At 33.7% G+C, this 13,068-nt stretch carries 15 protein-coding genes and 1 other RNA gene; 11 read left to right on the top strand and 5 right to left on the bottom strand.

The annotated features are described in order from the left end of the window. Positions 1-11: 11 nt before the first annotated feature. Positions 12-566 carry a hypothetical protein gene (locus ABEB31_RS01290; RefSeq protein WP_347049517.1) on the bottom strand — a complete coding sequence of 185 codons (555 nt, stop codon included), beginning with the start codon at positions 564-566 and terminating at the stop codon, positions 12-14. 488 nt (positions 567-1,054) lie between these two features. Between ABEB31_RS01290 and ABEB31_RS01285 the strand changes: the two genes are divergently transcribed. The 5 genes from ABEB31_RS01285 (at position 1,055) to ABEB31_RS01265 (ending at position 5,921) form a co-directional block, all read left to right on the top strand. Further along, positions 1,055-1,540, top strand: coding sequence for a SixA phosphatase family protein (locus ABEB31_RS01285; protein ID WP_347049515.1), 486 nt, complete (start codon positions 1,055-1,057; stop codon positions 1,538-1,540). A 5-nt stretch (positions 1,541-1,545) separates the two neighbouring features. Further along, on the top strand, positions 1,546-3,627 hold the full coding sequence (gene ppk1, locus ABEB31_RS01280; RefSeq protein WP_347049514.1) for a polyphosphate kinase 1: 2,082 nt from the start codon (positions 1,546-1,548) through the stop codon (positions 3,625-3,627). Positions 3,628-3,657: 30 nt separating this feature from the next. Continuing rightward, positions 3,658-4,548 carry a Ppx/GppA phosphatase family protein gene (locus ABEB31_RS01275; protein ID WP_347049513.1) on the top strand — a complete coding sequence of 297 codons (891 nt, stop codon included), beginning with the start codon at positions 3,658-3,660 and terminating at the stop codon, positions 4,546-4,548. A gap of 64 nt (positions 4,549-4,612) precedes the next feature. Then, positions 4,613-5,173 carry a Crp/Fnr family transcriptional regulator gene (locus ABEB31_RS01270; RefSeq protein WP_347049512.1) on the top strand — a complete coding sequence of 187 codons (561 nt, stop codon included), beginning with the start codon at positions 4,613-4,615 and terminating at the stop codon, positions 5,171-5,173. Between the two features lie 169 nt (positions 5,174-5,342). Then, complete coding sequence (locus ABEB31_RS01265; protein ID WP_347049511.1) at positions 5,343-5,921, top strand: NAD(P)H-dependent oxidoreductase; 579 nt, start codon at positions 5,343-5,345, stop codon at positions 5,919-5,921. A 20-nt stretch (positions 5,922-5,941) separates the two neighbouring features. Here ABEB31_RS01265 and ABEB31_RS01260 read toward each other — a convergent pair whose 3' ends face one another. Next, the gene (locus ABEB31_RS01260; protein ID WP_347049510.1) at positions 5,942-6,358 is read right to left on the bottom strand and encodes a DNA polymerase III subunit gamma/tau; all 417 of its coding nucleotides are present in this window, start codon (positions 6,356-6,358) and stop codon (positions 5,942-5,944) included. A gap of 263 nt (positions 6,359-6,621) precedes the next feature. Beyond that, complete coding sequence (dnaX, locus tag ABEB31_RS01255) at positions 6,622-7,707, bottom strand: DNA polymerase III subunit gamma/tau (protein ID WP_347049508.1); 1,086 nt, start codon at positions 7,705-7,707, stop codon at positions 6,622-6,624. Positions 7,708-7,910: 203 nt separating this feature from the next. Here dnaX and ABEB31_RS01250 point away from each other — a divergent pair, with 203 nt between their 5' ends. From ABEB31_RS01250 to ABEB31_RS01235, 4 genes are all read left to right on the top strand, one after another. Continuing rightward, positions 7,911-8,738, top strand: a complete 828-nt coding sequence (locus tag ABEB31_RS01250; protein WP_347049507.1) for a hypothetical protein — start codon at positions 7,911-7,913, stop codon at positions 8,736-8,738. Positions 8,739-8,777: 39 nt separating this feature from the next. Next, complete coding sequence (locus tag ABEB31_RS01245) at positions 8,778-9,266, top strand: hypothetical protein (RefSeq protein ID WP_347049506.1); 489 nt, start codon at positions 8,778-8,780, stop codon at positions 9,264-9,266. 84 nt (positions 9,267-9,350) lie between these two features. Then, positions 9,351-9,830 carry a BON domain-containing protein gene (locus tag ABEB31_RS01240; protein WP_347049504.1) on the top strand — a complete coding sequence of 160 codons (480 nt, stop codon included), beginning with the start codon at positions 9,351-9,353 and terminating at the stop codon, positions 9,828-9,830. Between the two features lie 6 nt (positions 9,831-9,836). After that, positions 9,837-10,208, top strand: a complete 372-nt coding sequence (locus ABEB31_RS01235) for a LysM peptidoglycan-binding domain-containing protein (RefSeq protein ID WP_347049502.1) — start codon at positions 9,837-9,839, stop codon at positions 10,206-10,208. A gap of 103 nt (positions 10,209-10,311) precedes the next feature. Here the strand turns inward: ABEB31_RS01235 and ABEB31_RS01230 are convergent, their stop codons facing one another. Both ABEB31_RS01230 and ABEB31_RS01225 read right to left on the bottom strand, forming a co-directional pair. Further along, positions 10,312-10,605, bottom strand: a complete 294-nt coding sequence (locus tag ABEB31_RS01230; protein ID WP_347049500.1) for an SH3 domain-containing protein — start codon at positions 10,603-10,605, stop codon at positions 10,312-10,314. Between the two features lie 98 nt (positions 10,606-10,703). Then, positions 10,704-11,216, bottom strand: a complete 513-nt coding sequence (locus tag ABEB31_RS01225; protein ID WP_347049498.1) for a hypothetical protein — start codon at positions 11,214-11,216, stop codon at positions 10,704-10,706. A 105-nt stretch (positions 11,217-11,321) separates the two neighbouring features. Here ABEB31_RS01225 and rnpB point away from each other — a divergent pair. Continuing rightward, an RNA gene (rnpB, locus tag ABEB31_RS01220) (RNase P RNA component class A) lies at positions 11,322-11,658 on the top strand. A gap of 30 nt (positions 11,659-11,688) precedes the next feature. Then, the gene (locus ABEB31_RS01215) at positions 11,689-12,936 is read left to right on the top strand and encodes a cation:dicarboxylate symporter family transporter (protein WP_347049495.1); all 1,248 of its coding nucleotides are present in this window, start codon (positions 11,689-11,691) and stop codon (positions 12,934-12,936) included. Positions 12,937-13,068: the final 132 nt, after the last annotated feature.

Raw genomic sequence — 13,068 nt, 5'->3', positions numbered from 1 at the left:
AGAGCTTTTAATTATCCGCCAATAGAAATTTTATACATTAGAGTGTACTTTGAAGAGTCATTTTTAATTAAATTATTAATGACAGAGGCAGTTGTCGGAACCTGAGAAATAATAAAAATGTATTTGAGATTTTCGAAATCAGAAAAGGCGTTTAGATCTATTGATTGATTTAAATCGGAAGTGCTGTCAATTTTTATAGTAACAATTTGGATGTCTTTTTTTGAGTGGGCAGATAAATTGAGAGTATTGATTGATTGGATACTCGAAAAAAGTGCAGTAGGTTTTTCTCCATAAACTTTAATTTCTCCATTAGGTGAAGAATAAACAGCAGACTGTAAACCGTATAAAAGATGTTTAAGCTGATCTCGTCGTGCAATCTGACCGGAATTTTCCAGATTTGCTATATATAAATCTACATTTTCAGTCTGACTGAATACATTTGCAGTTAATAGAAATAACAAAATGAAAAAAGTGTTTTTTTGAAAGATGTTCTTTTTAAAAGAAAAAATGTACTTACAATTTGAAACAAATTTTACTGCTTTTTCAAGAGTAGATTTAGTTCTCATATCTTAATATCTGATTTTAAATGTTTATGGAATTTTAACAAAATCAAAGTTATACGAGACTTTTTCGAATTAAATTTTTTATCTGTAACTAACCTAAAAACTCGTTGAAGTGTTCTTTTTTAGCAAAAAATTCCGTCTAAAAGAACATTTTTTAACAAAAAGACTATCAAAATTTTATCTTAATTATTTGATTTTTGTTTTAAAACAAGAACTTTTTAAACTTTTTAAGTGGTTAATATTCAGTGTTTTAGTTAAAAATCTATAAAATTAGAAAACCTCGACTAAGTACTCATTTCATAGATGAAGTACAGGAACAACATTTTTCAGATTTTGATTGTTTTGTTATACAGACTAGTTCAGACTTATACATTCCTGTTAAAATTTTGATTTAGTGTTAACAGAATTAAAAAAAGGAAAGCGTTTAAAATAACTTTTGTAAATTAGAACTTGAATAATTTCCGTATCAGGATATTAAAAAATTGAAGCTTATGAAAAATCTCATTTTAATACGTCATGCCAAATCCAGCTGGGAAGCACCGCTAAAAGATTTCGATCGCCCTTTGATGAAAAGAGGAATTCTGGCTGCACATGATGTATCATTACATATATCAGATTATCTTCCGAAAACTTTCATAATCTGGAGCAGTCCTGCCGCCAGAGCTTCAGAGACAGCCTTGATATTTGCACAAAATCTTTCGTATCCTATTGAGAGTATTATTTACAAAGACGATCTTTATACTTTTGACGAAAAACAACTGGAAAAAGTTATCAAATCATGTGATAATAGTTTCGAAAGCGTTATTCTTTTCGGACATAACGAGGCTATTACAAATTTTGTTAATAAATTTGGGGATGTTTTTATAGAGAATGTACCCACGTCCGGCTTTGTTTCATTGCAATTTGATGCCGAGAGTTGGGACACTATCAGTAAAGGCAAAACACATAAAACAATTTTCCCCAAAGATTTAAAATAATAACCGTGTACGAACAGAAATATATTGATAGAGAAAAAAGCTGGCTGGCGTTTAATGCGCGCGTGCTTCAGGAAGCAGCAGACAATACGGTACCACTTTTAGACAGACTGCGTTTTGTTGGAATTTTTTCGAACAATTTAGACGAATTTTTCAGGGTTCGTTATGCAGCCATTCGACGATTAAGTCTCTCTGGTATTTCTGGCGAAAAATATTTAGGAGGTGTTTCTGCTCATCAGTTAATTAAAGATATCACAGAAATTGTTATACAACAACAGTCTGAAAGTCTGCGTATTCTTGGAAATATCGAAGCCGAGCTTGAAGCTGAAAATATTTTTATTATTAACGAAACCCAGATTACCCCACAACAGGAATGTTTTTTAAAAGACTTTTATACACAAAAATTAAGTCCCGAACTGGTTACCATTATCTTAAATGATCTGGCCGTTTTTCCAATCTTAAAAGATACTTTAGGATACTTGGCCGTTCGTCTGGAACTCAATAACGATGAGGTTAGATATGCTCTAATCGAGATTCCGAAAAACATAAACCGATTTGTGGTTCTTCCTTCTGAAGATGAAAAACAATATGTCATTTTAATTGACGATGTAATTCGTTTTAAGCTTAAAAACATATTCAATATATTCGATTATAAGAGTGTTTCTGCCCACATGATCAAAATTACCCGGGATGCACAATTAGATATCGACAGTGATTTGAGTAAAAGTATGCTCGAAAAAATATCTTCGTCTGTGAAAGACCGAAGAATGGGAGAGCCTGTCCGTTTTATTTATGATAGTTTAATTGAAGATGATACGCTTCATTTCTTTCTGGATAAAATGAAAATAGTAGAAACAGACAGTATCATTCCCGGCGGAAGATATCACAACCGCCGAGACTATATGGACTTTCCCAATCTGGGACGCTTCGATTTATTATACAAACCAAACGAACCTTTACCGGTTCCGGGGCTAAGTCTGGAAGGTAGTATTTTAGAAAAGATTTCAAAAAAAGACTATTTGGTACATGCACCTTATCAGTCCTTTTCTTATCTGACAAAGTTCCTTAGGGAAGCAGCATTAGATCCTAAAGTGACGAGCATCAAAATTACTTTGTACCGTTTGGCAAAGAACTCTCAGATAATCAGTTCATTGATAAATGCAGCAAAAAACGGTAAAAGGGTTGTCGTTCAGATAGAACTTCAGGCGCGTTTTGATGAAGCTTCTAATATTTCATATGCAGAGCAAATGCAGACAGAAGGTATTGAACTTATTTTTGGAATAAAAGGTCTAAAAGTCCACAGTAAGATATGTGTTATAGAAAGATTAGAGGAAGGTAAAAACCGTCGATACGGATTTATTTCGACCGGTAACTTTAACGAGTCTACAGCTAAAATATATACAGATGTAACGCTTTTAACATGTCATCAGGGAATTTTAAAAGATACCTCAAAGATATTTGAGTTTTTTGATATCAATTACAGAGTACACCGATACAAACATTTAATTGTATCACCACATTATACCAGAACGAAATTTATAAAACTGATTGACCGCGAAATTCTTCACGCACTGGCAGGAAGAAAAACGCATATTAAATTAAAAATGAATAGTTTATCTGATTTTAAAATGATAGATAAATTATACGAAGCCAGTAATGCCGGAGTGAAAATTCAGTTGCAGGTAAGAGGAATTTGTTCGTTGATTCCCGGAATTCCCGGAATGAGCGAAAACATAGAAGCCATTAGCATTGTAGATAACTATCTGGAACATACAAGAGTATATATTTTTGGAAATGCAGGTTTAACCGAAGTTTATATTTCGTCTGCCGATTTCATGACCAGAAATCTTGATGGAAGAGTAGAAGTTACATGTCCTATTTACGATCTTGAAATTAAAAAAGAATTGATTGATAATTTTAATATTGCCTGGAAAGGAAATGTAAAAGTGAGATATCATTCTTATAAATTAGATAATAAATATAAGCCGAAAAATCATCATGCTCCATTTAGAGCCCAGTTTGAGACCTATAAATATTACCAGAATAAATTAGCATTGTTAGAACAGGTTCCTCAAAAAGTAAAATTATAATAAAAACCAATTTCAAATCATAAAGTGAGCATGATTAATATTAGGAAGTTTGCAGCAATAGATATCGGATCAAATGCCATGAGGCTATTGATATCTAATGTTGTGGAGCAGGATGGTAAAGAACCGCAGTTTAATAAAAGTTCCCTCGTTCGTGTGCCGATTCGTCTGGGGCAGGATGCCTTTACTGTTGGAGAAATTTCACCCGAAAATATAGACCGAATGGTTGATGCCATGAAAGCATTCAATCTTTTGATGAAAGTACATAAAGTAGAGCGTTATATGGCCTTTGCAACTTCTGCAATGCGCGAAGCATACAACGCCAAAGAAGTTGTGGCATTAATTAAGAAAAAAGCCGACATAAAAATCGAAATTATAGACGGTAAAAAAGAAGCGGCTATTATTGCATCGACTGATTTACATCATTTAATAAAATCAGACGAAACCTATTTATTTGTTGATGTGGGTGGTGGAAGTACAGAATTTACATTGTTTTCTGACGGTAAATTAATTAATTCAAGATCTTTTAAAGCCGGAACCGTTCGTTTGCTGAATAATATGGTACACGATGTGGTTTGGGATGAAATCGAAAAATGGATCAAGACTAATACAGCAGACTATCATGAGGTTACCTTAATTGGTTCTGGCGGAAACATTAATAAACTGTTTAAAATGTCCGGAAAACAGCAGGAAAAGCCGCTTTCGTACATTTATGTCAACTCGCAATATGCTTTTTTAAATTCATTGACTTACGAACAGAGAATTGCAGAATTAGGTTTGAATTCTGACCGTGCAGACGTAATTATCCACGCCACCAGAATTTATCTGAATGCAATGAAATGGAGCGGTGCCAGACAAATTTATGTTCCTAAAATCGGACTTTCTGATGGGATCGTAAAAGCAATGTATTACGGAAAAATTTAATTTTTTAGCCACGGATTTTCCATTAGTTGCTGTATAATTTATTAATTCGTGGCAAAATTATCTTATGAAATCAGTTTTTAAATCCGTTCAAAATTTTTCTGACGTGGAATTAAATCTTTTAGATGATTTAGTACAATTTCGTACCTTAAAAAAAGGAGAGCTTTTATTGACTGAAAATGAAGTTTGTAATGAAGTTGTCTTTATAAAAAAAGGAATTCTGCGTTCTTTCTTCGTCAACCATAAAGGAGATGAAATTACCAATTGTTTTGCTTTTGAAAATGAGTTTATGGCTTCTTTTGCCAGTTTTATTACAGAAGAAAAAGCAGAAGAAAATATTCAGGCACTCGCCGATACAGAGTTACAGGTTTTAAATAGAAAAGATCTGGAAAAACTCTATCAATCAGGTTTCAACTGGCAGGAAACCGGTAGAAAACTCACTGAACTGGAATTTGTCAATCTTCACAAGCGCATGGTTTCATTTCAGAAATTTTCCGCTGCCCAGCGATATGAGGAGCTTTATAAAAATCATCAAAGATATGTACAGCTAATTCCGCTGCAATATTTAGCTTCGTATTTAGGAGTAACACCAAGACACTTAAGCCGCATCAGGAAAGCTGTAATTTAGCATAAAATTAGCAGATTCAAGACAAGTAAGACATGCAGGATTATAGAGAAATCTGTAAAATCTTAATCATCAGCATCTGCCCAACCTGCATGAAATAATAAAGAGCGTTTTTAGGACATTTGTCCTGTAAAAGAAAAATCGCAAAAAGTATTTTTGGAAAAACATTACTATGAAAAAAATACTGATTATAAACGGACACCCAAATGCCGAAAGCTTCAATTTCGCACTAGCAGAATCGTATAAAAATGGCGCTATTGCTTCAGGAGCAGCTGTCGAAACTATTACAATTGCAAATTTAAACTTCAATCCGAATTTAAAGTTTGGTTACCAAAAACGAACAGATTTAGAACCGGATTTAGTAGAATCCTGGGAGAAAATAAAAAGAGCCGATCATCTGGTCTGGTTGCATCCCGTTTGGTGGGGCGGACTTCCGGCTATTACCAAAGGCTTTATTGATCGTTTGTTTTTGCCGGGAATGACATTTCAATACCGGGAAAATTCCGTTTGGTGGGACAAATTGCTTAAAGGGAAAACCGCGCACATTATCACTACTTTAGATCAGCCGGGTTGGTATTATCGTCTTGCTTTTGGAAGACCAAGCGTCAATCAGTTAAAGAAATCAACTTTAGAATTTTGCGGAGTAAAGCCAATAAAAGTAAGCTATATCGGAATTGTAAAAACTGCCGCCGAAGAACAAAGAAAAAAATGGCTTGAAAAAGTCTATGATTTAGGTCTTAAAAATAAATAAACGAGATTTTTTGCGAAAAATTACTCCTTCAAATCTAATCCAAATGTTGAGCGTAAAAGTTCAATGTTTGGATTTATTTCTAAAAAGCGATTATAACGATCCTGATTGTTGTACGTTCTCTTCATTTCTACCTGCTCGTTTACAATAACATCGATAGTGATATCATGATTATGCAAATGTCCTTTTAAATAACCCAATAATCCATTCATCTGACTTTCAAAATCCAGTTTGGAACCTTCATTTGGCAATTCGTATGTAATTGTGGTACCTTCCAAAATAGGATCATTAATCAATAAAATAGATTCCATTATCTTCAGTCCTTTTTGTCCCAGACGCTCTGCATATTTATTCCAATGAAGACGCATGTCTGTCTCGTTAAATTCTTCCGTCGGTAAAACAGAAGTCGGTTTAACGTAGGATTTGCTGCTGGCTTCCATTTCTTTTTTCTTACGAATACTGGCGAGCGAAAAAGCAGAGACTTTTGGGGTATTATTGGTTTCTGTTTTGGGAGTTTCTGGCGTCTGAACTTTCAGATTTTCAACAACTTGTGCGGGTTGCGGAATCGTATTTTGTGGAGCATCTTCCGTTTTTTCAGTTGAAGATGACTGGTTTTGTATTACCGAAGCATTTTCGACAATAGGTTTTGGATTTTGGACTTCAACAATAGAATAACCTCCATTTTTAAAGTAAACGGGCGGAATTATGAATTGCTCAGCTTTTTTTTTTCTCCATCAAAGTTGATAGAGGCCAGTTGCATCAGACATAATTCAACCAAAAGACGTTGGTTCTGACTTAGTTTGTATTTTAAATCACAGTCGTTGGCAATATCAATTCCTCTTAACAGAAAATCTTGGGAACATTTCTGAGACTGTGCGGCATACATTTGCTGTGCTTGTTCTCCAACTTCTAATAAAGCAATAGTGGCAGGGGTTTTGCTTACCAATAAATCTCTAAAATGCGAAGCAAGGCCGGCTATAAAATGATGTCCGTCAAATCCTTTGGACAGAATATCATTGTAAGCCAAAAGGAGATCCGGAATTTTATTTTCTAAAATAAGATCCGTGACAGAAATATACGTTTCGTAATCTAAAACGTTTAGGTTTTCCGTTACAGCCTGACGTGTTAAATTGGTTCCGCAATAAGAAACCACACGGTCAAAAATCGACAAAGCGTCACGCATAGCGCCATCTGCTTTTTGCGCAATAATGTGCAGTGCATCGTCTTCGAAATTAATTCCCTGACTTGCAGCAACTTCAGCCAGATGCTCTTTAGCATCCTTAACTGTAATTCTTTTAAAATCAAAAATCTGGCAACGGGATAATATCGTCGGGATAATTTTGTGTTTTTCTGTTGTCGCTAAAATGAAAATAGCATGTTTTGGCGGTTCTTCCAATGTCTTAAGAAAAGCATTAAAAGCAGCCGAAGACAACATATGAACCTCATCAATAATATAAACCTTATACTGTCCGGTTTGCGGTGGAATTCGAACCTGATCAATAAGACTTCTAATATCATCAACAGAGTTGTTGGAAGCGGCATCTAACTCAAAAACGTTAAATGCAAAATCCTCCGTCGGATCGTCGTAACCGGGCTGGTTTATCTTTCTGGCCAAAATACGTGCACAGGTAGTTTTACCAACTCCACGAGGTCCTGTAAACAAAAGAGCAGAAGCAAGGTGATTGCTGTCAATAGCATTCAACAAAGTGTTGGTAATGGCTTTCTGCCCCACAACATCCTTAAAGGTCTGCGGGCGATACTTACGAGCCGATACTACAAATTGTTCCATATTCTCTTTTATTCGATAGCAAATATAGAGTATAATTTACGGATTTAAAAATTTAAAAATTGAAAGATTCTAACCATTCGAAATATAAAATATTTATCATTTGTGATTAAGGGCTTTACATAAATGTAATTCTTTATTTCAATTTTGGTATTTATTTTTTGTAATGAAAAAAGGATTAATTTAGCCCAAACAATTAGCTGAAGATGATTAAACAATACCTGATTTTCTATATTTTTTTAATACTTTTTATGGTTAGTTGTGTAGATCAGCCTTATAAAAAAGTAAAGAATTCATTAGATATTTCGACGATTAAACTTCCACAAAAGAAAACTATGGATATAAAATATTTGATGAATCCCCCATCATCGGATTCTCTTTGTTTTTTTTCTGTGGAAAGAGCAAAAAAAGATCTTAAAAAACATAAAGGTGTTTATGTACAGACTATATGTTATGGATGTAATTCAATACCTTATCAAGCTGAAATTGAAGTTGTGTTAAAAAGTAAAGGATTTAAATTAGGAATTGAAGAGCTGGGTTGTGTAGATTATGAAGGTCATACAAGAGGTTGCTACAAAGATTATATTAATTTGAAAATGAAAGAAAAATATGGAGAGAATTATATTTCGGAAATTGAAAATGAAGCTCAAAAATTATTTATAAAAAACATTAACCAAAATAATGCAGTAATAAATGTTTTTGATTTGAAAAAAGAAGAAATGCCTCAATCATTAGACAAAAAAGTTTATTTTGAAAATGATTATTATTTAACCTTAAAAACAAATTTACCAATAAAGCAAAGTTTGAAAAAATACATTTTTCTTTATTTAGATTTCATTGTTGAAAAAAATGGAACTTTAACCCAGTTTGAAGTAAGTTATTATCATTCGAGTTTTAAAGATAAAGAGCTTAAACAGAAATTAATAAATTTCGCAATACAAACAATTCAGGAAAAATATAATAATTGGAATCCTGGAAATTATAAAGGAAATATAGCGAGAACAAAAGTTCCTTTGAGAGTAAGTTTCTTTTAAATCAGGCACGAAAAGTTATTAAGAAATAAAAAAATATACATGCAACAACATTCTTTTCAAAACAATATTTTAAATTTAAAAGTAAAAAAATCTCCTTATATAGTAAGATTAATATTGTTTATTCTGGCTTTTGCTTTTTTTGCTTTTCCGATAGTAGGCACAATTTTCGGTATCGTATTGGGAAGCGGCTTACATATTGGTTATTTCATTTCAATAGGTATTTTCTCCTTAATAGGCTTTTATTCACTTCGAATAGCTTTGTGGAATACTTATGGGCAGGAAACGATTCAAATTTTAGAAAATAAGGTTATTTATGAAGTAAATTATGGTTGGTTTAACGATGGTAAAAAAGAAACTTTAATTTCGAATCCTAGCTTTGAAAGTTATCCATCGGGTTTCGTAGAAGATAACCAGGAAGTTTTGATTATTACTGAAGAGAATTTAAAAGTAGAATCGGCAGTGAAAATGCCTGCAACTCAAATGCAAGAATTGCTGCTTAAATTACGGGAGGCGAATAACTGGAAATGATATAAAACCAATTAACATTCCTATAATGATTTGATACTTAATCTGTTTAATTTTGAAAAGGTTAATTATTAAAAATATATCATTATGAAATTTAAATCAATCTTATTAGGAATGGTCCTTGCGTTGTCTTTTGCGTCATGCGCTCCAAAAGATGCAGATATTGAAAAAGCAATCACTGAAAAATTAGGCGATAGCCCGGGCGTACAAGTTACAGTTCACGAAGGAGTGGCCACTATTACAGGTACTTGTGAGGATGAAATTTTCAAAAAAAATATTGAAAAAAGTGTAAAAGCGGTAAAAGGAGTAAAATCTGTCGTGAACACTTGTGAACTTGCAAGAGCAAATCAGGAACCTGCTGCGGCAACTGTTGTGATTAATTCAGATGCAGAGCTGGATAAATCTGTGCACAAAGTAGTAGATGCTTACGATGGAGTTAGTGTAACTGTAGTTGGTGGTGTTGTAACACTTTCTGGCGAAATCAAAAGAGAAAAATTACAGCCTTTAATGCAAAGTCTGCAGGAACTAAAACCCGGAAAAGTAGATAATAAATTAATTGTAAAATAAGGCAGTATGAATTTACAGGATAAGTATAAAGGTGTAACAGATCTTGCTTCTCAATTAGGAGTTTCTAATTTAGAAGTGAGAGAACAAAATAATGTACTATATATTGATGGTACAGCGAAATCTGCGGCAGATAAGGATAAAATTTGGGATGCCTATAATAAAATAGATCCCGATTATCGCTCTGCAGATCTGGTAATGAATATTGATGTTATCGAAGGAGCATCAAGAGAATATACTGTAGAATCCGGAGATTCACTTTCTAAAATAGCCAAAGCATATGGTGTGACCTGGCAGGATATTTTTGAAGCCAATAAAGATATTATTTCAAACCCTGATCTAATTCAGCCGGGATGGAAACTAAAGATTCCGACGCTATAATTTCGAATCGCGAAGATTTAAAAGATTCAATTAAAAAATCCAAATTCCAATTCTGCATCTGCACAATTGGAATTTGGATTTTACATTTTTAAGCCTAAAGAATTTACCTTCCTCTAATACTCAAATCAAATAAAAATTTTGCCGTTTCCTGATCAGAATCGGCCGAAAAACCCGCTACGTAGACTCCTTTTTTGCCTGTTACAGATTTAATTCCGTATACAACTGCTTCATCGCCCGGGTCCGATTCTCCCTCGTATCGATACACATGAACAATTTCAAATTTCTCGGGATTTTTCTTAATCATATCTGCATTTAAATTAAAATCGCAGGTAAACCCTTTCTCATTCAATTGATCTAAAGCTTTTGAAACAGTTGCGTAATGATACATTCTTTTCATAATACTGACTTTAAAAATTACTGAATTTTAAAGATAACCAATTTAAAATTAAAAAGTTAGAAGAATTGTTTTAAATAACAAAAATGACCGCAGTTGTATCAAGGGCAATATCTGATGGTTCCTTTCTCATTAACAATTACACTGTTGATTTTACCAAATGTAAAACTGATTGGCAGCGTTTTAATCGCAAGATTTGATTGTGATTTTGCTTTGGAAGTGCCAGCTCGTAAATCACTTGATAATCTTACATATAACATTCCGTCATCAACAATTTCATTTCTTGAAATACGTGAATGTTTTTCGTTTGAATAGCTTTCCTCGCAATTAATGTTATTTCTGTTTTGGTAATTGTAAATAGGTAAATTTAGATAATAGTCAAGCAAATAGCCATCGGATTTTACAAAACTATACAAAATTTGATGTTTTTTACTGTCAAATGTTCCTTTTGGAAGATTAAAGAATTCATCGACTTTATGATCAGGAAGATTAGGGTAAATGTTTACAACGGTTTCAGTTTCCAATAAATTATTATCGTGATAAATATTGTAAAATTTTCCGGAGAGATAAACAAGAGCAACAACGATAAGAATTGAGATTAAAAATTTTTTCAAAGATGTAAAAAATTAAAGGTTACGTTTTTAGATTTAATTATATAATTCTAAAAAACTAAAATAATAAAATTTTCGAATTCTTACTCTATAAATCGCTACTTTTGCAGCGCAGACCGCCTTATCGTCGTCTCGTCTTATGGATGGGAGGGAGGAAAGTCCGGACACCACAGAGAAGCATAGCGGGTAACGCCCGTCGGTCACGTCTTCGGATGAGATTAGGACAAGTGCAGCAGAAAGTATGTACAGGTAATGCTGTAGTGAAACCAGGTAAACTCTATGCGGTGAAATACCAAGTATATCGGCATTTAAGAGCTTCTCGTTCGTTGCCGAAGGGTAGGTAGATGGAGTCCAGTAGTAATGCTGGATCTAGATAAATGATAAGGTATTGTCTTGTTGCAAAATAAGACAAGAACAGAATCCGGCTTACAGGTCTGCATTTTTTATATATTTGTGAACTATCTAACTAATTTTCATGAATATTTCTGCCCCTAATTCTTCTTCATCACCTAAGAAAAATCTTTTAACGACGATTGTCACCAATCTTACTTTCTGGGTTTTAATTGCCATTATTGCCGGTATTGTACTGGGACACTTTTCTCCGCAAAACGGGGTTAAAATGGAATTTCTTGGAAAGAAATTTATACAGCTGATTTCTCTCTTCATCGGACCGATTATTTTTCTGACGATTCTTCTGGGAATCTCTGGAATGGGAAATTTAAAAAAAGTAGGCAGAATTGGTGTTAAAGCTTTGGCTTATTTTGAAGTGGTTTCGACAGTAGCGCTCGCTATTGGTGTATCTGTAGCTTATATCTTTAAACCGGGCAAAATAGACAAATCAGGTTTGACTTTTGGCGATGCGACTCAATACACACGAGGAACTGCGGAACATTTTTCGTGGTTCAATTTTTTCCTCTCCAACTTTACATTACAGGTTTTATTGGTTGCCATTATTTGCGGAATCGCTTTGAATTTTTATAAAAAAAGAGAACAGACTATTCTGATTCTCGAGCGATTTTCCAAAGTTGTTTTTACAGGATTAAAATATATTATGTATCTGGCGCCAATTGGTGCCTTTGGCGGAATGGCGTATACAATCGGTAAATTTGGACTGGCAACTTTGATTCCGCTTGGAAAACTGATGCTTTGCGTTTATCTCACAATGGCACTTTTCGTGTTTTTAGTATTAGGAAGTATACTTCAGTATTATAAAATAAGTATATTTTCGATTTTGAAATATATTAAAGAAGAGCTTTTACTGGTTTTAGGAACTTCATCTTCGGAAGCTGCTTTGCCGAGTATTATGGTAAAACTGGAAAAAATGGGTTGTAGTAAATCAGTTGTGGGATTAGTAATTCCAACTGGTTATTCCTTCAATCTTGACGGAACCTCTATCTATTTGTCAATGGCGGTTTTATTTATTGCACAATTGTATGATGTACATCTGAGCTTTTTTGAGATTCTGACCGTGATTGGCATTTTAATGATTACATCAAAAGGAGCAGCCGGCGTAACCGGAAGCGGATTTATTGTTTTAGCCTCAACACTGACAGCACTTCATAAAATTCCGGTTGAAGGCTTGGCATTTTTATTGGGCGTAGATAAATTTATGAGCGAAGCCAGAGCCATTACCAATCTTATAGGAAATACAGTGGCTACTATTATAATCTCAAAAACAGAACGGGATTTTACAGAGTTGAATCTTGATCCGGTTAGAGAATAAGGTTTTTAGGGAAGATTTGCCACGAAGACGTTAAGTCACAAAGTCTTTTTCCCGCAGATTAAGCAGATTTTAATTAAATCTCCAAAATTTACAAAATCTGCGAGAGAAAAAGAAGTTTTAGGATGTGGAAGA

This window comes from Flavobacterium olei (genome assembly GCF_039749035.1).
Taxonomy (GTDB): domain Bacteria; phylum Bacteroidota; class Bacteroidia; order Flavobacteriales; family Flavobacteriaceae; genus Flavobacterium; species Flavobacterium olei.
Note: the sequence above shows the minus strand (reverse complement) of the source record. Positions and strands in the feature narration are given on the sequence as shown.